At 52.0% G+C, this 20,331-nt stretch carries 16 protein-coding genes; 6 read left to right on the plus strand and 10 right to left on the minus strand.

Going from position 1 to position 20,331, the window contains the following annotated elements:
• Positions 1–79 precede the first annotated feature (79 nt).
• On the plus strand, positions 80–589 hold the full coding sequence (gene sulA, locus ABVN36_RS09890) for an SOS-induced cell division inhibitor SulA (RefSeq protein WP_000288732.1): 510 nt from the start codon (positions 80–82) through the stop codon (positions 587–589).
• 356 nt (positions 590–945) lie between these two features.
• The gene (gene ompA / locus ABVN36_RS09895) at positions 946–1,998 is read left to right on the plus strand and encodes a porin OmpA (protein ID WP_001670727.1); all 1,053 of its coding nucleotides are present in this window, start codon (positions 946–948) and stop codon (positions 1,996–1,998) included.
• 71 nt (positions 1,999–2,069) lie between these two features.
• Here ompA and matP read toward each other — a convergent pair whose 3' ends face one another.
• Complete coding sequence (gene matP / locus ABVN36_RS09900) at positions 2,070–2,522, minus strand: macrodomain Ter protein MatP (protein ID WP_000877172.1); 453 nt, start codon at positions 2,520–2,522, stop codon at positions 2,070–2,072.
• A 185-nt stretch (positions 2,523–2,707) separates the two neighbouring features.
• On the opposite strand from matP, the gene ABVN36_RS09905 reads away from it, so the two are divergent.
• Positions 2,708–4,468 carry a Lon protease family protein gene (locus tag ABVN36_RS09905; protein WP_000156448.1) on the plus strand — a complete coding sequence of 587 codons (1,761 nt, stop codon included), beginning with the start codon at positions 2,708–2,710 and terminating at the stop codon, positions 4,466–4,468.
• A gap of 68 nt (positions 4,469–4,536) precedes the next feature.
• Positions 4,537–5,055 (plus strand): bifunctional 3-hydroxydecanoyl-ACP dehydratase/trans-2-decenoyl-ACP isomerase, encoded by a 519-nt coding sequence (fabA, locus tag ABVN36_RS09910; RefSeq protein ID WP_000227928.1) that lies wholly within the window; start codon positions 4,537–4,539, stop codon positions 5,053–5,055.
• Positions 5,056–5,154: 99 nt separating this feature from the next.
• Here the strand turns inward: fabA and rmf are convergent, their stop codons facing one another.
• From rmf to rlmKL, 6 genes are all read right to left on the minus strand, one after another.
• Positions 5,155–5,322: a ribosome modulation factor gene (rmf, locus tag ABVN36_RS09915; protein WP_001537784.1), complete on the minus strand. Its 168-nt coding sequence runs from the start codon at positions 5,320–5,322 to the stop codon at positions 5,155–5,157.
• Between the two features lie 255 nt (positions 5,323–5,577).
• Positions 5,578–6,141, minus strand: coding sequence for a membrane integrity-associated transporter subunit PqiC (gene pqiC, locus ABVN36_RS09920; RefSeq protein ID WP_000759138.1), 564 nt, complete (start codon positions 6,139–6,141; stop codon positions 5,578–5,580).
• Positions 6,138–7,778 carry an intermembrane transport protein PqiB gene (pqiB, locus tag ABVN36_RS09925; protein ID WP_023138532.1) on the minus strand — a complete coding sequence of 547 codons (1,641 nt, stop codon included), beginning with the start codon at positions 7,776–7,778 and terminating at the stop codon, positions 6,138–6,140. Before pqiB ends, pqiC begins: the two co-directional genes overlap by 4 nt.
• Before the next feature lie 4 nt (positions 7,779–7,782).
• The gene (gene pqiA / locus ABVN36_RS09930; RefSeq protein WP_000333152.1) at positions 7,783–9,036 is read right to left on the minus strand and encodes a membrane integrity-associated transporter subunit PqiA; all 1,254 of its coding nucleotides are present in this window, start codon (positions 9,034–9,036) and stop codon (positions 7,783–7,785) included.
• A gap of 14 nt (positions 9,037–9,050) precedes the next feature.
• The gene (locus ABVN36_RS09935) at positions 9,051–10,958 is read right to left on the minus strand and encodes an ABC transporter ATP-binding protein (RefSeq protein ID WP_000053051.1); all 1,908 of its coding nucleotides are present in this window, start codon (positions 10,956–10,958) and stop codon (positions 9,051–9,053) included.
• Between the two features lie 12 nt (positions 10,959–10,970).
• Positions 10,971–13,079, minus strand: coding sequence for a bifunctional 23S rRNA (guanine(2069)-N(7))-methyltransferase RlmK/23S rRNA (guanine(2445)-N(2))-methyltransferase RlmL (gene rlmKL, locus ABVN36_RS09940; RefSeq protein ID WP_241371395.1), 2,109 nt, complete (start codon positions 13,077–13,079; stop codon positions 10,971–10,973).
• 98 nt (positions 13,080–13,177) lie between these two features.
• Between rlmKL and ABVN36_RS09945 the strand changes: the two genes are divergently transcribed.
• Positions 13,178–14,287, plus strand: coding sequence for a YcbX family protein (locus ABVN36_RS09945; protein ID WP_000224078.1), 1,110 nt, complete (start codon positions 13,178–13,180; stop codon positions 14,285–14,287).
• On the opposite strand, the gene zapC is transcribed toward ABVN36_RS09945, so the two are convergent.
• From zapC to pepN, 3 genes are all read right to left on the minus strand, one after another.
• Positions 14,284–14,826, minus strand: coding sequence for a cell division protein ZapC (gene zapC / locus ABVN36_RS09950; protein WP_001220671.1), 543 nt, complete (start codon positions 14,824–14,826; stop codon positions 14,284–14,286). The two genes, ABVN36_RS09945 and zapC, sit on opposite strands and share 4 nt — an antisense overlap.
• A gap of 165 nt (positions 14,827–14,991) precedes the next feature.
• Positions 14,992–16,002 (minus strand): quinone-dependent dihydroorotate dehydrogenase, encoded by a 1,011-nt coding sequence (pyrD, locus tag ABVN36_RS09955; protein ID WP_023138533.1) that lies wholly within the window; start codon positions 16,000–16,002, stop codon positions 14,992–14,994.
• A 207-nt stretch (positions 16,003–16,209) separates the two neighbouring features.
• The gene (pepN, locus tag ABVN36_RS09960; RefSeq protein WP_000193776.1) at positions 16,210–18,822 is read right to left on the minus strand and encodes an aminopeptidase N; all 2,613 of its coding nucleotides are present in this window, start codon (positions 18,820–18,822) and stop codon (positions 16,210–16,212) included.
• Between the two features lie 266 nt (positions 18,823–19,088).
• Between pepN and pncB the strand changes: the two genes are divergently transcribed.
• The gene (gene pncB, locus ABVN36_RS09965) at positions 19,089–20,291 is read left to right on the plus strand and encodes a nicotinate phosphoribosyltransferase (protein ID WP_021294195.1); all 1,203 of its coding nucleotides are present in this window, start codon (positions 19,089–19,091) and stop codon (positions 20,289–20,291) included.
• Positions 20,292–20,331: the final 40 nt, after the last annotated feature.

Consider the following 20,331-nt stretch of genomic DNA (forward strand, 5'->3'; position numbering starts at 1 on the left):
TTTCCGAAAATAGAGTTGATCTTTCATCGCCACAGGGGTACTGTATGAATATACAGTAACTCACAGGGCTGGATTGATTATGTACACTTCAGGTTATGCAAATCGTTCTTCGTCATTTCCTACCACTACCCACAACGCTGCGCGCACCGCTACGGAAAATGCCGCGGCAGGACTGGTCAGTGAAGTTGTCTACCACGAAGACCAGCCCATGATGGCGCAACTCCTGCTTTTGCCTTTACTCCGTCAGTTAGGCCAACAATCACGCTGGCAGCTCTGGCTCACGCCGCAGCAAAAGCTCAGCCGTGAATGGGTACAGTCTTCAGGTTTGCCATTAACGAAAGTGATGCAAATTAGCCAGCTTGCGCCTCGTCATACGCTGGAGTCGATGATCCGCGCTTTGCGTACAGGAAATTACAGCGTGGTAATTGGTTGGATGACTGAAGAACTGACAGAAGAAGAACATGCCAGCCTGGTTGAAGCAGCGAAGGTAGGTAATGCGGTAGGGTTTATCATGCGCCCTGTACGTGCACACGCTTTACCCAGGAGACAGCATTCCGGGCTAAAAATTCACTCTAATTTGTATCATTAAGTAAAATTAGGATTTATCCTGGACTTTTTTTTACGCGAACGTATCTCCTTTGAGTGCTAACGTTTTTTTTGCGAGAACGCTTGTCAGAAGCGGTTTCCGCAATTTTTGCTGTACGATTTATCATCTGAAACTGTTAAATGATGTGTATATCCGTCATGTTTTTTTCACATGTCTGACGGAGTTCACACTTGTAAGTTTCCAACTACGTTGTAGACTTTACATCGCCAGGGGTGCTCAGCATAAGCCGTAGATATCGGTAGAGTAACTATTGAGCAGATCCCCCGGTGAAGGATTTAACCGTGTTATCTCGTTGGAGATATTCATGGCGTATTTTGGATGATAACGAGGCGCAAAAAATGAAAAAGACAGCTATCGCGATTGCAGTGGCACTGGCTGGTTTCGCTACCGTAGCGCAGGCCGCTCCGAAAGATAACACCTGGTACGCTGGTGCTAAACTGGGCTGGTCTCAGTACCATGACACCGGCTTCATTAACAATGATGGCCCGACTCATGAAAACCAACTGGGCGCAGGTGCTTTTGGTGGTTACCAGGTTAACCCGTACGTTGGCTTTGAAATGGGCTACGACTGGTTAGGCCGTATGCCGTACAAAGGCGACAACATCAATGGCGCTTATAAAGCTCAGGGCGTTCAGTTGACCGCTAAACTGGGTTATCCAATCACTGACGATCTGGACGTTTATACCCGTCTGGGTGGTATGGTATGGCGTGCAGACACCAAGTCTAACGTCCCTGGCGGCCCGTCTACTAAAGACCACGACACCGGCGTTTCCCCGGTATTCGCGGGCGGTATCGAGTATGCTATCACCCCTGAAATCGCAACCCGTCTGGAATACCAGTGGACTAACAACATCGGTGATGCCAACACCATCGGCACCCGTCCGGACAACGGCCTGCTGAGCGTAGGTGTTTCCTACCGTTTCGGCCAGCAAGAAGCTGCTCCGGTAGTAGCTCCGGCACCGGCACCGGCTCCGGAAGTACAGACCAAGCACTTCACTCTGAAGTCTGACGTACTGTTCAACTTCAACAAATCTACCCTGAAGCCGGAAGGCCAGCAGGCTCTGGATCAGCTGTACAGCCAGCTGAGCAACCTGGATCCGAAAGACGGTTCCGTTGTCGTTCTGGGCTTCACTGACCGTATCGGTTCTGACGCTTACAACCAGGGTCTGTCCGAGAAACGTGCTCAGTCTGTTGTTGATTACCTGATCTCCAAAGGTATTCCGTCTGACAAAATCTCCGCACGTGGTATGGGCGAATCTAACCCGGTTACCGGCAACACCTGTGACAACGTGAAACCTCGCGCTGCCCTGATCGATTGCCTGGCTCCGGATCGTCGCGTAGAGATCGAAGTTAAAGGCGTTAAAGACGTGGTAACTCAGCCGCAGGCTTAAGTTTCCGTCTGATAAAAAACCCCGCGTCGCGGGGTTTTTTGCTCTGGTCTGGGTGACAACGCCTTTCAGCGTTACTTCTTGCCTAATAACGCCTGTAAATCCTGCTTTAACGTGGTCATTTGCGTGGCATATTTCTCTTTATGCTCCGCGTCTTCTATCAGTTGCACTATCGTTTCGGATAATGTTTTACCGCGTCGCTGCGCAAGGCCCGCCAGACGCTGCCAGACCATAAACTCTAAATCGATAGATTTTTTGCGCGTATGCTGATGTTCCGCATTGAAGTGTCGTTTGCGTCTTGCCCGAATGGTTTGTTTCATCCGATTAAGCAAGGCAGGATTCATATGCCTGTCTATCCAGACGTTTACCCGCACCGGTTCATTTTCGAGGGCCAACAACAAATTGACGGCTTCCTGGGCAGCACTGGCTTCCACGTAGCGGGTGATCAACTCCCCTTCGCGATGCTTTTTCACCAGATATTTCCATTTCCAACCGCTTTCAAGATTTTCAAGTTGTTGATATTTCATTGCGATCCCAACGTTACCGTGTAACTGTTATCAGAATATCAGTTTTTTAGCCATCTGAAGAAAAGAATCTCGAACCTGTGAATGGTTACACGTCTTCATATTACTTTGCATTCGCTTTCCGCGTGTGCAGCGTGACGGGTTAGGCTATAATCCCCCCTTTTACAACAGACTAAAAAACCTCAACTTTGACCATTACGAAACTTGCATGGCGTGATCTGGTTCCGGATAGCGAAAGCTATCAGGAGATATTTGCACAGCCACACGCGACTGACGAAAACGACACCTTACTCAGTGATACTCAGCCACGACTGCAATTTGCGCTTGAGCAACTTATACAGCCGTGGGCATCATCCTCTTTTATGCTGACTAAAGCGCCTGAAGAGCAAGAGTATCTCACTTTACTTTCAGATGCCGTCCGCGCTCTGCAAACCGATGCCGGACAATTAACCGGCGGACATTATGACGTTTCCGGGCATACTGTTCATTACCGCGCCGCGCAGAATGCGCAAGACAACTTTGCCACCGTCACACAAGTCGTCAGCGCGGACTGGGTCGAAGCCGAACAGCTCTTTGGTTGCCTGCGGCAGTATAACGGCGACATTATCCTGCAGCCGGGACTGGTTCATCAGGCGAACGGCGGCGTGCTGATTATTTCCTTACGAACCCTTCTGGCGCAGCCGTTACTGTGGATGCGTCTGAAAGCCATCGTTAGCCGCGAGCGTTTTGACTGGGTGGCCTTTGACGAGTCGCGTCCATTACCGGTCTCCGTGCCATCAATGCCGCTCAAACTGAAGGTGATTCTGGTTGGCGAACGTGAATCACTGGCTGATTTTCAGGAGATGGAACCGGAGCTCGCGGAACAGGCTATCTACAGTGAATTTGAAGACAATTTACAGATAGCGGACGCAGAAGCTATGACCCTGTGGTGTCAATGGGTGACGCGTATCGCTTTACGCGATAATTTGCCCCCTCCGGCACCGGACGCCTGGCCCGTTCTGATACGCGAGGCTGTGCGCTATACCGGCGAACAGGATACGCTGCCTCTTTGCCCACTGTGGATAGCCCGCCAGTTTAAGGAGGCGTCGCCTTTATGCGAAGGCGATACCTGCGGCGCAGAAGCGCTCAGCCTGATGCTTGCCCGACGCGAATGGCGAGAAGGCTTTCTGGCGGAACGGATGCAGGATGAGATTCTGCAAGAGCAGATCCTGATTGAAACCGAAGGCGAACGCGTTGGACAAATCAATGCGCTTTCCGTCATTGAATTTCCCGGGCATCCGCGCGCCTTTGGCGAACCGTCGCGAATTAGCTGTGTTGTGCATATCGGCGATGGCGAATTTAACGATATTGAGCGCAAGGCCGAACTTGGCGGGAATATCCACGCTAAGGGAATGATGATTATGCAGGCCTTCCTGATGTCGGAGTTGCAGCTGGAGCAACAAATTCCCTTCTCTGCCTCGTTAACCTTTGAGCAGTCCTACAGCGAAGTGGATGGCGATAGCGCCTCAATGGCGGAATTATGTGCGCTCATCAGCGCGCTGGCCAATGTGCCGGTGAATCAAAACATTGCGATTACCGGCTCGGTCGATCAGTTTGGTCGCGCGCAACCGGTGGGCGGGCTAAACGAAAAAATTGAAGGTTTCTTCGCCATCTGCGAGCAGCGGGAATTAAACGGTAAACAGGGCGTAATTATCCCTGCCGCCAACGTCCGCCATCTCAGTCTTAAATCTGAACTGCTGCAAGCGGTTAAAGAAGAGAAGTTCACTATCTGGGCGGTAGACGACGTGACCGACGCCTTACCGTTACTGTTAAATCTGGTGTGGGATGGCGAAGGTCAAACGACGTTGATGCAGACTATCCAGGAGCGTATCGCGCAGGCGACGCAACAGGAAGGCCGTCATCGTTTCCCGTGGCCATTACGTTGGCTGAACGCTTTTATTCCGAACTGATCGGACTTGTTCAGCGTACACGTGTTAGCTATCCTGCGTGCTTCAATAAAATAAGGTTTACATAAAACATGGTAGATAAACGCGAATCCTATACAAAAGAAGACCTTCTTGCCTCTGGTCGTGGTGAACTGTTTGGCGCTAAAGGGCCGCAACTCCCTGCGCCGAACATGCTGATGATGGACCGCGTCGTTAAGATGACCGAAACGGGCGGCAATTTCGACAAAGGCTATGTCGAAGCCGAGCTGGATATCAATCCGGATCTATGGTTCTTCGGATGCCACTTTATCGGCGATCCGGTGATGCCCGGTTGTCTGGGTCTGGATGCTATGTGGCAATTGGTGGGATTCTACCTGGGCTGGTTGGGCGGCGAAGGCAAAGGCCGCGCTCTGGGCGTGGGCGAAGTGAAATTTACCGGCCAGGTTCTGCCGACAGCCAGGAAAGTCACCTATCGCATTCATTTCAAACGTATCGTAAACCGTCGCCTGATCATGGGTCTGGCGGACGGTGAGGTTCTGGTGGATGGTCGTCTGATCTATACCGCACACGATTTGAAAGTCGGTTTGTTCCAGGATACTTCCGCGTTCTAAGTGTTGAATTGATATTCCGCGCTATCGGTATCATGCTTGCAAAGCCAATAAAGGCGAAACCTCCGCACTGCGGAGGTTTCTTTTTCTAAAGAGACAGAATCAGGCCATTACCGCCCTGTCCTCCATGGCTTGTCGCCAACCTCCCAACCAGTATGACCGTTGATTCAGCGTCTGATAGGGACACATTTCTTTTGATCGTCCGGCGATGCCGGCCTGATATCCACGTTGATGTGCCCGTTCCAGGCGATCTCGTTTTTGTCTCTTCATGCCTCGTTTCCCTCATATTTGTATCTGGTGGAAAAGAAAACAGTGATTACAAAATGTGCAATCACACTACACGAATACCTCTAAATGGATCGCCCGTCAATGCGCAAAATTCACACCAATGTCATATTTGTGAGCTATACGGTAAATCATTTGTACAAAAAATGTGAGCCATAACAACTATTTTTCCGGCGTCAAAAATAAAAAAACCGCCTCAGGCGCACGACCTGAAGCGGTTAAATTTACATTACTTTTATCTCAGGGAAGGCGCTTTATCTCATCTGCGATAGCGGCTGCTTCCTGACTCCATGCGCTTGCCAGTACTTTGACCATCTCATCATAGCCATCTTTCTGCTGGCTGGCTTCGATATGGAAAGGCCGCTTAATCAGTTGTCCGTTGTGGTTTAATAACCACTCCCCGCTGACGATAACCTTACCATCGTAACGTCCATGGAATCCGGTTACGGTAACGTTCAACGTATCCTGGGTGGTTCCCAACGGCTGGGAAGCGACGACCCAGCCAGGAAGCCGGGCGCTAAGATTCGCCACCAGCGTGTTACGCAATTGCTGATCCAGCGGGCTGGCCCACAGATTGTTATTGGCAATCACATACTGGACATCACTGGTTTGATACACCACGCCGTTACCTGCCAGATAGTCAGGTACGGAAACCTGCTCTACCCATAAGAGACGGTTGCCCTGGCTTGTGGTGCTTTGCACACCGCTTTGCGCTATCGGGAGCTGATAATAGCTTTTATTCTCTCCGCCGGAGCTACATGACGCCAGCCAGAACGCCATTATCACGACTAGCCATTTTTTCATTGTTTCGCCCTCTTAGGCTCAGGATCTTTTTTATCCTTCGCTTCAAATACCAGCGCGTTGCTCTTCTCGTTCAGAGTTTTCAACACCGGTTGTAACTCACGAAGCACCTGATCGAGACGCTGCATATCCGCCACCATTTTGTTATACGCCGCCGATCCAGGCTGGAAGCCTTGCATACTGCGGTTAAGTTCGCGTAACGTCGTTTGCATATCCGCCGGAAGCTGCTGCATCGACTGACTGGAGGTAATCTTGTTCATATTATCCAGCGTGGTTTGCAGCCGACGCATAGTACGCTGGCTTTCAGACAGCGTATTGGTCGCTTGTTCAATCATCGGATTCAGCGGCAGGTTGTTGATCTTATCCAACGTTTCCACCAGTCGCTGTTGAATTTGCGCCAGGCCGCTGCTGACGGTGGGAATAATTTCATAACCATCAAATTCGCGTAGCCCGATAATCGGCGGCTCCTTGGGATAAAAGTCCAGATCGACATACAACGCCCCGGTCACCAGGTTACCGGTTTTAAGCGAAGCGCGTAAACCGCGCTTAAGCAGTTCCGTCAAATGCGCGCCAACATCCGCATTTTCTCCCAATTGCGCTTTCAGACGCTCCGGTTCAATGCGCACCAGCACAGGAATACGGTAATCGTCGTTAAACACCTGACGCATATTAGACGCAAAGAAAGGCACTTTGCTTACCGTCCCCAGACGAATACCGCGGAACTCCAGCGGCGCGCCGGGTTGTAATCCGCGCACCGAATCTTTAAAGAACATCAGGTAATCGATATGATCGGTGTACAGCGAATCCTGAATACTTTTTTGATCGTCGTAGAGATTAAACGCCGTTTTTTCGGCGACGGGTTGCCCCTGCTCAAGTCCTTCCGGCACATCAAAACTCACGCCGCCGCCAAACAACGTCGTCAACGATCCCATTTCCACGCGCATTCCCGCCGATGTCAGATCCACAGCGATACCGCTATCTTTCCAGAATCGGACATTACTGGTGACCAATCGATCGTTTGGCGCCTTAATGAACAACTGATAACTCATTGTCCGTTTTTGCGGATCGAAAGAGCTGGTTTCAACGGATCCTACCCGATAACCCCGGAACAGAACGGGATCGCCAGGACTGAGCTGACCGGCCTTTTTGCTGTCCAGAATCACACGAATACCTTTGGCATCGGGCGGCGCCAACGGCGGTGAGTCAAGAAGCTGATAGCTTTCCGGCTGACTGCCCTTACTTCCTGGTTGTAGTTCAATATACGCGCCTGATAGCAGCGTCCCAAGCCCGCTGATGCCTTCACGCCCCACCTGCGGTTTTACGACCCAAAATACCGAGTCTTTATGCAGCAACTTTTCCATACCGGAATGAAGCCGCGCTTTGATTTGTACATGGGTCAGATCGTCAGTCAGCGTCGCGCTTTCAACCACGCCGACATCCACGCTGCGACTTTTGATCGTCGTTTTTCCGCCTTCAATGCCTTCCGCATTGGTGGTAATTAAGGTAACTTCCGGTCCCTGGTGGCTGTAGTGATAAAACAGAATCCAGGCTCCGATAAGCGCAGTAACAATCGGGAATATCCAGACAGGCGACCAATTTTTCACCTTTTGTACTTTGGCTTCCCCTTTTTTAGGTTCCATGCTATCAGGACTCCTCATGGCCTGGTTCGTATTCACGATCCCACGACAGACGCGGATCAAAGGTCATCGCAGAAAACATTGTCATTATGACGACTAAAGCAAACATCAACGCACCCATCGCAGGATAAATATTCATTAACCCTCCCATACGCACCAGCGCAGAGAGTACGGCAATGACAAAGACATCAATCATTGACCAGCGCCCCACAAACTCCACTACTTCATAAATAAAATGCATCCGTTCACTGTCGCGCTTACCGTGGCCTTTCGCATCCCAACAAAGCCAGGCAATGGCGATCATTTTTAGCGTCGGCACCATAATACTGGCGAGAAAGATAACCGCCGCCACCGGATAAGACCCCTCGCTCCACAGCAAAATCACGCCAGCCAGAATGGTCGACGGCATTTTCGAGCCCAGTAAGTCAGTAATCATAATCGGCAAAATATTGGCGGGCAGATAAAGCATGATCGAGGTAAATAATAACGCCAGCGTCCACTGCAAACTGTTTTTACGCCGGACATAGCCTTTCGTATGGCAACGCGGACAGACGAGACTCTCCGCAGGCAGGATCGCCGTACAGCAGGCGCAAGAACGCAAAGACTGCCGGATACCGGTAATCCCCGGCGTTAACGGCTGCGCCAGTGCAGGCTGCGGGGCGATATCATCCCACAACCAGCGGCGATCGACACACTGGAACGCCCGCAGTTGAACGAGACAAAATAAGCACCAGGGAATAAAACTGCTGCCGATGCCGATATCGCCGTAGGCCATCAGCTTAACAAAACTGACCAACACCCCGGCGAGAAATATTTCCGCCATTCCCCACGATTTGAGGAGGAAAAAGATCCTTGCCAGCGTTTTTTTTACCGACAACGGCAGACTGGCGCGGTTGACAAGTAATAGAATGGTCACCAGGCAAAATGCCGGCACCAGTTGGACAAATAATAAAAAGAACGTGCCGAGGCTGGCGTAATCTTCAGAAAACATGACGCCGGGGATTTCCAGAAGCGTGACTTCGCTGGTGACGCCCGCGACATTCATATTCACGAAGGGAAAAAGGTTAGAAAGCAGCAACATAAATAGTGCCGCTAACGCATAGGCGGTAGGACGCTGCCGGGGCGCGTCCCACTCGGTCGTTAACGTTGCGCCGCATCGTGGACATGCTGCTTTTTGCCCATGCGAGAGGCGGGGTAAAGCCACCAGCATGTCGCATTGCGGGCACAATATGTGCTTCGCAGCATGGTGATGTTCACACATAGGCGCTCCTTTCGTTATGCCCCGTTTTTCAGGCCTTCAAGATACTCCCAACGTTCGAAGGCTTGCTCAAGTTCTTGCTCCGCCTGACTTAAATCGGCCAGAACTTTTTGCGTTTGCTCATGGGGTTGGCTAAAAAAGGCCGCATCCGCAACCTGCGCCTGTAGCGCTTCCAGCTTCGCTTCCAGGTCTTCAAGCTGACCGGGTAACTGCTCCAGCTCGCGCTGCAGTTTATAGCTTAGTTTGCTACTGCCACGTTTTACAATTTCTGCTTTAGGGGCAATAACTTCCTCATTTTTTTTCGCCATCGGCTGTTTCGTCGCCAGATGCTGCTCTTGCTGCGCGCGCGCATCATGGTAGCCGCCGATATAACGTCCGATTTTGCCGCCGCCCTCGAAAATCCAGCATTCCGTCACGGTATTATCGACAAATTGCCGATCGTGGCTGACCAGTAGTACCGTGCCCTGATAGCCATCAATTAATTCTTCTAATAGTTCCAGCGTTTCGACGTCAAGATCGTTCGTTGGTTCATCGAGAATTAAAAGATTGCTCGGCTTGAGGAACAGTCGTGCCAGCAGCAGACGGTTACGTTCGCCGCCGGAAAGCGCGCGGACGGGTGTCATCGCCCGTTTGGGGTGAAACAGGAAGTCCTGCAAATAGCCCAGTACATGGCGCGGCTTACCGTTTACCATCACCTCTTGCTTGCCTTCCGCAAGGTTATCCATCACGGTTTTTTCCGGATCCAGTTCGGCGCGATGCTGATCGAAGTAGGCGACTTCCAGCTTCGTTCCTACGTGGATGCGCCCGCTGTCAGCCTGAAGCTGTCCCAGCATCAGTTTCAGTAGCGTGGTTTTACCGCAGCCGTTCGGGCCAATTAACGCAATCTTGTCGCCGCGCTGTACCTGAGCGGAGAAATCTTTTACCAGTTGTTTTCCTTCTACCTGGTAATCGACGTTTTCCATCTCAAAAACGATTTTACCGGAGCGCGTCGCCTCTTCGACCTGCATCTTCGCCGTGCCCATCACTTCCCGGCGCTCGCTGCGTTCACGACGCATCGCTTTTAACGCCCGCACGCGCCCTTCATTACGGGTGCGGCGCGCCTTGATACCCTGGCGAATCCAGACTTCTTCCTGCGCCAGTTTGCGATCAAATTCCGCGTTTTGTAATTCTTCTACGCGCAGCGCTTCTTCTTTCTCCAGCAGGTATTGATCGTAATTTCCCGGATAGGTGACCAGTTTGCCACGATCGAGATCGACAATGCGGGTTGCCATATTGCGAATAAACGAACGATCGTGAGAGATAAAAATAATCGTTCCGTTAAAGGTTTTCAGAAACCCTTCCAGCCAGTCGATAGTTTCGATATCCAGATGGTTAGTCGGTTCATCCAGTAACAATACGCGCGGATTGCTGACCAGCGCCCGACCCAGCGCGGCTTTACGCAGCCAGCCGCCGGAGAGCGACGACAGCGCGGCATTAGGATCGAGTCCAAGCTGCTCCAGCACTTCATTAATACGGTTTTCCAGCTGCCACAGATTATGATGATCGAGCTGTTCCTGTACGCGCGCCATTTCATTGAGGTTTTTCTCGCTGGGATCGGTCATCACCAGACGGGAAATCTCATGATAGCGCTTGAGGTATTCCGCTTGTTCTTCGATACCTTCGGCGACAAAGTCATAGACGCTGCCCGCAATATTACGGGGCGGGTCCTGTTGCAGACGCGCGACGATCAGATCCTGCTCATAAATAATACGCCCATCGTCCAGACCCTGTTCGCGGTTGAGGATCTTCATCAAGGTGGATTTCCCGGCGCCGTTACGCCCCACCAGACAGACGCGTTCGTTATCTTCGATATGCAACTCTGCGTTATCGAGAAGCGGCGCGTCGCTGAACGACAGCCATGCGCCATGCATACTGATTAATGACATTTACTTTTCCTTTCAGGCGGCGCGGATCAGCCAGCAGTTATGAATCTGACGGTTACGGGCAAAATCCGGGGAAAGCGTTTTTTGCGTAATTTCTTGTGCGGTAAGCCCCAGCTCAGCCAGCCCTTCCAGATCCATACGGAATCCGCGCTTATTATTTGAGAACATGATGGTGCCGCCTTTACGCAGCAGGCGTTTTAAATCTTTCATTAACGCGACATGATCTCGCTGAACATCAAACGACTCTTCCATACGTTTTGAGTTAGAGAACGTCGGCGGATCGATAAAGATCAAATCGAACTGTTCATTCGCCTCGCGCAGCCAGCCCAGGCAGTCGGCCTGAATCAGGCGATGCGCGCGGCCGCTCAGTCCGTTCAGACGCAAATTACGTTCGGCCCACTCCAGATAGGTACGGGACATATCCACCGTTGTGGTGCTGCGCGCGCCGCCCAGACCCGCATGTACGCTGGCGCTGCCGGTATAAGAAAAGAGATTCAGGAAATCTTTGCCTTTGCTCATTTCTCCCAGCATTCTGCGGGCAATACGGTGATCGAGGAACAGACCGGTGTCGAGATAATCCGTCAGATTTACCCATAAGCGCGCATTATATTCGCTGACCTCAAGGAACTCGCCCTTCTCGCTCATTTTCTGATACTGGTTTTTTCCTTTTTGCCGTTCACGGGTTTTTAACACCAGTTTATTCGGCGGAATACCGAGCACTGACAAGGTTGCCGCAATAATATCGAACAGACGTTGCCGCGCTTTTTGCGCATCCACCGTTTTCGGCGGCGCATATTCCTGAATCACCGCCCAGTCGCCGTAACGGTCTACCGCCACGTTATATTCCGGCAGGTCGGCATCATACAAGCGATAGCATTCAATCCCTTCCTGGCGCGCCCATTTCTCCAGCTTTTTAAGATTTTTACGCAGGCGATTAGCGTAATCTTCCGCCACCGTCGCCGGCTTACTGTCCGCCGTGGTTTCCGCAATATGATAGTTTTTCTGCACACAGTCCAGCGGGCCATTCTTGGCTTTAAACTGTTTGTCGGCACGCAATTGCAGGCTGCCCAGCAGATCGGGCGAAGCGCTGAACAGCGACAGGTTCCAGCCGCCAAACTGATTTTTCATGGTACGGCCCAGCAGGCTGTGCAACGCAATCAGCGCCGGTTCGCTGTCCAGACGTTCGCCGTAAGGCGGGTTACTGATCACCGTACCATACGGGCCTTTCGGCAATGGATTACTCAGTTGCGCCACATCTTTCACTTCAAAGGTGATAAGCTCGCCGATACCGGCGCGACGGGCGTTGCTGCGCGCCCGCTCAATGACGCGCGCATCGCTGTCGGAACCGTAGAAATGAGAGGAATACTCCGCCAGCCCCTTACGCGCCCGGGTCTGCGCTTCGGCTTTCACTTCCTGCCAGATAGTTTCGTCATGCTGTGCCCAGCCGCTAAATCCCCAGTGACCACGGTGCAGGCCCGGCGCGCGATCGGTCGCCCACATCGCGGCCTCAATCAACAGTGTCCCCGAACCACACATAGGGTCGAGCAGCGGCGTACCTGGTTGCCAGCCGGAACGCATAACAATCGCTGCCGCCAGCGTCTCTTTAATTGGCGCCAGCCCGGTGCGATCGCGATAACCGCGCAGGTGCAGGCCATCACCACTGAGATCCAGCGCAATGCTGGCAGTTTCTTTATTCAGCCAGACGTTAATACGGAGGTCCGGCGATTCGCGGTCCACATTTGGACGCGGAAGATTTTTCCGCGTAAACGCATCGACAATCGCGTCTTTAACTTTCATCGCGCCATACTGACTATTACGGATGGTGTCGTTCAGGCCGCTGAAATACACCGCAAACGTCGCGCCAGGATTAAAAATCTCTGTCCAGTTTATCGCCTGAACGCCGAGGTAAAGATCGAGATCGCTGTAGACCTTGCACTCCCCCATCGGCAGGATAATACGCGAGGCCAGGCGGCTCCACATCAGGCTCTGGTAAATAAGCCGCGTGTCGCCCTGAAAATGGACCCCACCCTGAACAACCTGACACCCTACGGCGCCCAGTTTTTCCAGTTCAGTTTTTAACAGCTCTTCCAGCCCGCGGGCCGTACTGGCAAACAGAGAATTCATATTGTCACTTTTACGCTAAGAAAATTGTTGCGCATTATAGCTAATCTCACGCCCATGTCATAAAGTTGAAGGCTTATTTTCATTTGAGGGACTGTACGGTGGCGACGTTATCACGGCTCTTTATTCATCCGGTCAAATCCATGCGCGGCATTGGCCTGACTCATGCGCTGGCAGATATCAGCGGCCTGGCTTTTGATCGCATCTTCATGGTGACCGAGCCTGACGGCACATTTATTACCGCCCGCCAGTTTCCACAAATGGTACGTTTTACCCCCTCTCCCTTACACGACGGCCTCCATTTGACCGCGCCAGACGGCAGTAGCGCGCTGGTTCGCTTTACGGATTTCACCCCGCAGGATGCGCCGACCGAGGTCTGGGGAAACCATTTTACCGCTCGCGTCGCCCCGACGGCGATTAATCAATGGTTGAGCGGCTTTTTCTCCCGCGATGTCCAGTTGCGCTGGGTTGGGCCGCAGTTGACGCGCCGGGTTAAACGACATAACGCGGTGCCGCTGGGATTTGCCGATGGCTACCCGTATTTATTGACCAACGAAGCCTCGCTGCGCGATCTGCAACAGCGTTGTCCGGCAGGCGTACAAATGGAACAATTTCGCCCAAACTTAGTGGTTTCCGGCGTAGCGGCCTGGGAGGAAGATAGCTGGAAAGTGCTTCGCATTGGCGATGTGATTTTTGACGTCGTGAAGCCCTGTAGCCGCTGTATTTTTACGACCGTCAGCCCTGAAAAGGGGCAAAAACATCCTTCCGGAGAACCGCTGGCGACACTGCAAGCTTTTCGTACCGCCCAGGACAATGGCGATGTGGATTTCGGTCAGAATCTGATTGCCCGCAATAGCGGCGTCGTTCGCGTCGGCGATGAAGTGGAGATTCTGGCGACAGCTCCGGCAAAAGCTTATGGCGCCACAACGGTCGACGACAGCGTTACGCCAGATAAACACCCGGACGCGAGTGTAACCATCGACTGGCAGGGGCAAACCTTCTGCGGGAATAATCAACAGGTACTACTGGAACAGTTGGAGAATCAGGGGATTCGTATTCCGTATTCTTGCCGGGCTGGTATCTGTGGTTGCTGCCGGATACGTTTGCTGGAAGGCGAAGTAAGTCCGCTGAAAAAATCGGCTATAGGTGACGATGGTACGATTCTGAGCTGTAGCTGCGTGCCTAAGACCGCGTTACGACTGGAAAATTAAACCGCTTGTTCAAGGCTGAAACTGTGACAGTGAACCTGCGGTTTCAGCCTGTCGTTCATAATTTTAATCGCATCGCCAAGCTGCATGGTTCGGCCTGCTATCACCACACCCGGCTGGGCCAGCAGACACAACGCGGCATTTTCTCCCGGCTCAACGACCAGCAAATTAACCTGTTCCGCCGTATCGCTTAACCAGACGCTTGCGGCATCGCCCGTTCCCGGGGTCCACATTTCGCCATGCGCTACAAAATGCCAGCTTTTTGGCATCTGCGGTTTGAGATAGCGAATCGCCACCAGCGCATTCAACACCAACTCCGCGCGTTGCTCTTTGGTTAATTCGAAATCCCGGCATTTTTCTTCAAAGGAAAAATAGAGCGCGGCATCATCCACACAAAAACCGGTCGGGCAAAACGCGTCCGGCGTAAGCATTTTACGAGAGAAGCGCGAGCGAAAAAGCATACCATTGGCGAGATCGAGCATCATACGATCGTGCTCTTCATCATAATACCAGCGCCAGTTATCGTCAGGTTTAATTCGCATTACCTCTCTCCCGCTTTTAAGCAACTCGTAACAGCATTGTCCTTTTGCCGCTTCGTTTATTACCCCAATAATAAAAGCCTAAAATGTCTAAATAAGCAACAGTGGAGAAATATAAAACAACCAGCGCCGGAAATAAAGCCCTGGTTGTCTGATAAAGGCTAAAGTTTAGATGTGCGTTACGATTTCTTTAATCAATGGCGGGCCTTTAAAAATAAAGCCGGAATAAATTTGTACCAGCGTAGCTCCTGCCGCTATCTTCTCGCGCGCGGCGATAACTGAGTCAATGCCGCCGACGCCGATAATAGGCAATTGTCCCTTTAACTCCTGGGATAAACGGCGAATAATTTCTGTGCTTTTTAATTGTAATGGCCGGCCACTTAATCCCCCCGTTTGCTGGCAATTTTTCATTCCTTGTACCAGAGAACGATCGAGGGTGGTATTTGTCGCAATCACCCCATCAATATTATGACGAAGCAGGCTATCGGCAACCTGGATCAATTCTTCTTCACAAAGATCCGGCGCGATCTTTACTGCCACCGGCACATATTGATGGTGGATCGCCTGAAGATCGTTTTGCTTATTTTTAATGGCAGTTAACAGATCGTCCAGCGCATCGCCATACTGGAGCGTACGTAGCCCTGGCGTATTCGGCGAAGAAATATTAATGGCGATATAACCCGCATAAGCATAGACTTTTTCCATACAAATCAGGTAGTCATCTTTGCCATTTTCGACAGGTGTATCTTTATTTTTACCGATGTTAATTCCCAGAATACCATCAAAATGGGCTTTTTTAACATTCTCGACCAGGTTATCGACGCCCAGATTATTAAAGCCCATCCGATTGATGAGACCTTCAGCATCCACCAGACGAAAAAGACGCGGCTTATCGTTACCCGGCTGTGGGCGCGGCGTCACGGTGCCGATTTCCAGGGAGCCAAACCCCATCGCGCCTAACGCGTCGATGCACTCCCCGTCTTTATCCAGACCGGCAGCCAACCCCAGTGGATTTTTAAAGGTAAGTCCCATGCAGGTAACCGGCTTTGTCGGTACTTTCTGGCGCACCAGCGCTTCCAGCGGCGTACCTGTAATGCGGCGTAATTGTTGAAATGTAAATTCATGAGCGCGCTCTGGATCGAGCTGGAAAAGGGCTTTACGAACGAAGGGATAGTACATGAACTCTCCTGGATTCCCGGTGTGCAAACCGGGGGCGTATTATGGGCGATAACAAGGCAAAAGGGAATTGACCTACGGCAATAAATAGCAATCGTTTTCCTTCATTCTCACTTCACGTTTCGCCAGCGAGCGTCATCGTCCGGCAAAAAAATGCCCGGCAGCGCTAACGCTTACCGGGCATGTCTTACCTCTTTATAGCGGATACTGTCAGGCTAACGCTTTAGTTATCTTCTCGTACAGATCGCCGGAAAGATTCTCCAGTCCTTTTAACTGCTCCAACGCCGCGCGCATTTTCTCCTGACGCTTATCATCATAACGTTTCAGACGAATCAGCGGTTCAATGAGGCGAGATGCTACCTGCGGGTTACGGCTATTCAGATCGGTCAGCATTTCGACCAGGAACTGGTATCCGCTACCGTCTTGCGCATGGAACGCCGCCGGGTTGCTGCCAGCAAACGCGCCAATTAATGAACGGATGCGGTTCGGGTTGCTCATACTGAAAGAACGGTGTTTGAGCAGGCTGCGTACGGTTTCCAGTACATTTTCCGCCGGGCTTGTGGATTGCAGGATAAACCATTTATCCATCACCAGGCCGTCCTGATGCCACTTATCGTCATACTCTTGCATCAGCGTATCGCGGCACGGCAACTGCGCCGCCACCGCAGCAGACAGGGCCGCCAGCGCATCGGTCATATTATTGGCGTCGCGATACTGTTTGCTGACCAGCGTATTAGCCAGCTCCGTCTCGCCAAACGCCAGGAAGCGCAGGCAAGCATTGCGCAGCGTGCGCTTACCGATATCGCCGTGATCAACACGATACTCATCCAGATGATTGGCGTTATAGATAGCCAGGAACTCATCCGCCAGTTCTGCCGCCAGCGTACGCGTTAGCGCTTCACGAACTTGCGCAATGGCGATCGGGTCAATGACCTCAAACAGCTCCGCAATTTCATTGGCCGAAGGCAGCGTTAAAATTTCTGCGGCCAACGCCGGATCGATTTTCTCATCCAACAGTACTGCGCGGAACGCATCAGCGACATGCACCGGAAGCGATAGCGGTTGCCCCTGCTGATGACGCGCCACATTCAGTTTAATGTATGTGGCCAGCAGACTTTGCGCCGCATCCCAACGGGAGAAATCATTGCGCGCATGGCGCATCAGGAACGTCAACTGCTGATCGCTCCATTTATATTCCAGTTTCACCGGCGCTGAAAACTCGCACAGCAAGGCCGGAACAGGCTGGAAGTAAACATTATCGAAGGTAAATGTCTGCTCCGCCTGCGTGACGTTCAGCACGGCGTTGACCGGGTGACCGCCTTTTTGCAACGGAATGACGTTGCCTTCGTTATCGTACAGTTCGATGGCGAATGGAATATGCAGCGGCTGCTTCTCCGCCTGATCCGCCGTCGCCGGAGTGCGCTGGCTGATGGTCAACGTGTACTGCTCGGTTTCCGGATTATAATCATCTTTTACCGTTACAATCGGCGTGCCGGACTGACTGTACCAGCGGCGGAAATGGGACAAATCGACATTAGAAGCATCTTCCATCGCCTGTACGAAGTCATCACACGTCGCGGCGCTGCCGTCATGGCGCTCAAAATAAAGCTGCATCCCCTTCTGGAAATTTTCCTCACCCAGCAACGTGTGGATCATGCGAATGACTTCCGCACCCTTTTCATAAACGGTGAGGGTGTAGAAGTTATTCATTTCGATTACTTTATCCGGGCGGATAGGATGCGCCATCGGGCTGGCGTCTTCCGCGAATTGTAAACCGCGCATGGTACGCACGTTACTGATGCGGTTCACCGCGCGTGACCCCAAATCAGAGCTAAACTCCTGATCGCGGAACACGGTTAGCCCCTCTTTCAGGCTCAACTGGAACCAGTCGCGGCAGGTGACGCGGTTGCCGGTCCAGTTGTGGAAATACTCATGACCTATCACGCGCTCAATATCGAGATAATCTTTATCCGTCGCGGTATCGGTTCGCGCCAGCACGTATTTGGAGTTAAAGATATTGAGACCTTTATTCTCCATCGCGCCCATATTAAAGAAATCCACCGCGACAATCATATAGATGTCGAGGTCATATTCGAGCCCAAAACGCGTTTCATCCCATTTCATGGAATTTTTCAGCGAGGTCATTGCCCACGGCGCACGATCCAGATTGCCACGGTCAACGTACAGTTCTAATGCGACTTCACGCCCGGAGCGGGTGGTAAAGGTATCGCGCAGCACGTCAAAATCACCGGCCACCAGCGCAAACAGATAACACGGTTTCGGGAACGGATCTTGCCACTGAACCCAGTGACGGCCATTCTCCAGTTCACCCTGCGCAACACGGTTGCCATTGGAAAGCAGGAACGGATATTTGCTTTTATCGGCAATAATTTTGGTGGTAAATCGCGCCAGTACGTCCGGGCGGTCAAGATACCAGGTAATATGGCGGAAGCCCTCCGCTTCACACTGGGTACAGAGCGCATCGCCGGACTGGTACAATCCTTCCAGCGCCGTATTCGCCGCCGGACTTATCTCGTTGACAATGCGTAACGTAAAACGCTCTGGCAGGTCGCTGATGATAAGCGCGCCCTCTTCTTCCTTATATGCTGTCCACGGCGCATCGTTGACGTGGATAGATACCAGCGTTAAATCTTCCCCATCAAGGCGAAGAGGCGCATCAGGCGCGCCATGACGAACAGCCTGGCTTATTGCGGTGACCACGGTTTTTTCGGCATCGAGGTCAAAGGTCAAGTCAATATCAGTAATCTGGTAATCCGGCGCGCGATAGTCATGGCGGTATTTGGCTTGTGGCTGTTGTGTCATAAAAAACCTTTCGCATCTTTGTGTAGAGTGTCGACTCCAGTCTATTCCTGTTGCGCAAATCGCGCTACGCAGAATGTTCATCTTTTCAGGCACAAACGGCCTATTTGCTACATTTTTATAACATGGGGCACGAAATGCGCTCGACCCTAAAGGCAGCTTATGGTGTGATCGGGGTTCAATAAATCGCTAAACAAGGTATACTCCAGCGGTTTTCTTAGTTGTTTATTGTACTAAACGCTCCCGTGAGAGGACGCAACAGCGCACCTATGACACAATTCGCTTCTCCTGTTCTGCACTCGTTGCTGGATACAGATGCTTATAAGTTGCATATGCAGCAAGCCGTTTTTCACCACTACTATGATGTGCAGGTAGCGGCTGAGTTTCGTTGCCGTGGCGACGACCTGCTGGGTATTTATGCCGATGCTATTCGCGAGCAGGTGGACGCGATGCAGCACCTGCGCCTCCAGGAGGACGAGTTCCAGTGGCTCTCCGGCCTGCCCTTTTTTAAACCGGATTATCTGAACTGGTTACGCGAGTTTCGCTATAACCCAGCTCAAGTCTGTGTCACCAACGATAACGGCAAGCTGCATATTCGCTTAACCGGCCCGTGGCGTGAAGTCATTATGTGGGAAGTGCCGCTGCTGGCCGTGATCAGTGAGCTGGTTCATCACTACCGCTCGCCAAACGCGGGCGTTGATCAGGCGCTCGACGCGCTGGAAAGTAAGCTGGTTGATTTCACTGCGTTAACCGCCAATCTCGATATGTCCCGCTTCCACCTGATGGACTTCGGCACCCGCCGCCGTTTCTCTCGTGAAGTGCAGCAGGCGATAGTTAAACGTCTCCAGCAGGAGTCATGGTTCGTCGGCACCAGCAACTATGATCTCGCGCGTCGCCTGGCGCTGACGCCGATGGGCACTCAGGCGCACGAATGGTTCCAGGCGCATCAACAAATCAGTCCGGACCTGGCGACCAGTCAGCGTGCCGCGTTGGCCGCCTGGCTTAACGAATATCCGGACCAGCTTGGTATCGCATTGACAGATTGCATTACAATGGATGCGTTTTTACGCGATTTCGGCATTGAATTCGCCAGCCGTTATCAGGGGTTACGCCACGACTCAGGAGACCCTGTCGCATGGGGCGAAAAGGCGATTGCCCATTATGAAAAGCTGGGGATTGATCCGCTGACAAAAACGCTGGTCTTTTCAGATAACCTTGATCTGCCAAAGGCGGTCGAGCTCTATCGCCATTTCGCCTCTCGCGTGCAGTTAAGCTTCGGCATCGGTACCCGCCTGACCTGCGATATCCCTCAGGTAAAACCGCTCAATATCGTGATTAAACTCGTGGAATGTAACGGAAAGCCGGTGGCTAAACTTTCCGACAGCCCCGGTAAAACGATCTGTCATGATAAAGCGTTTGTGCGCGCGCTGCGTAAAGCGTTCGATCTCCCGCAGGTGCGTAAAGCAAGTTAACCATGCCTGTGCGAAGCGCCCGGAAAGTGGGCGCTTTGTT

The sequence above is a fragment of the Salmonella sp. SJTUF15581 genome (assembly GCF_043356775.1).
Lineage (GTDB): Bacteria > Pseudomonadota > Gammaproteobacteria > Enterobacterales > Enterobacteriaceae > Salmonella > Salmonella enterica.

Excerpts from the sequence above, each read along its gene's own strand:
- pqiC (WP_000759138.1), bottom strand. The coding sequence starts at position 6,141 with ATGAAAAAATGGCTAGTCGTGATAATGGCGTTCTGGCTGGCGTCATGT.
- pqiA (WP_000333152.1), bottom strand. The coding sequence starts at position 9,036 with ATGTGTGAACATCACCATGCTGCGAAGCACATATTGTGCCCGCAATGC.
- pqiB (WP_023138532.1), bottom strand. The coding sequence starts at position 7,778 with ATGGAACCTAAAAAAGGGGAAGCCAAAGTACAAAAGGTGAAAAATTGG.
- sulA (WP_000288732.1), top strand. The coding sequence starts at position 80 with ATGTACACTTCAGGTTATGCAAATCGTTCTTCGTCATTTCCTACCACT.
- zapC (WP_001220671.1), bottom strand. The coding sequence starts at position 14,826 with ATGCGAATTAAACCTGACGATAACTGGCGCTGGTATTATGATGAAGAG.
- matP (WP_000877172.1), bottom strand. The coding sequence starts at position 2,522 with ATGAAATATCAACAACTTGAAAATCTTGAAAGCGGTTGGAAATGGAAA.
- rmf (WP_001537784.1), bottom strand. The coding sequence starts at position 5,322 with ATGAAGAGACAAAAACGAGATCGCCTGGAACGGGCACATCAACGTGGA.
- ABVN36_RS09935 (WP_000053051.1), bottom strand. The coding sequence starts at position 10,958 with ATGTCATTAATCAGTATGCATGGCGCATGGCTGTCGTTCAGCGACGCG.
- pepN (WP_000193776.1), bottom strand. The coding sequence starts at position 18,822 with ATGACACAACAGCCACAAGCCAAATACCGCCATGACTATCGCGCGCCG.
- rlmKL (WP_241371395.1), bottom strand. The coding sequence starts at position 13,079 with ATGAATTCTCTGTTTGCCAGTACGGCCCGCGGGCTGGAAGAGCTGTTA.
- fabA (WP_000227928.1), top strand. The coding sequence starts at position 4,537 with ATGGTAGATAAACGCGAATCCTATACAAAAGAAGACCTTCTTGCCTCT.
- ompA (WP_001670727.1), top strand. The coding sequence starts at position 946 with ATGAAAAAGACAGCTATCGCGATTGCAGTGGCACTGGCTGGTTTCGCT.
- pyrD (WP_023138533.1), bottom strand. The coding sequence starts at position 16,002 with ATGTACTATCCCTTCGTTCGTAAAGCCCTTTTCCAGCTCGATCCAGAG.
- pncB (WP_021294195.1), top strand. The coding sequence starts at position 19,089 with ATGACACAATTCGCTTCTCCTGTTCTGCACTCGTTGCTGGATACAGAT.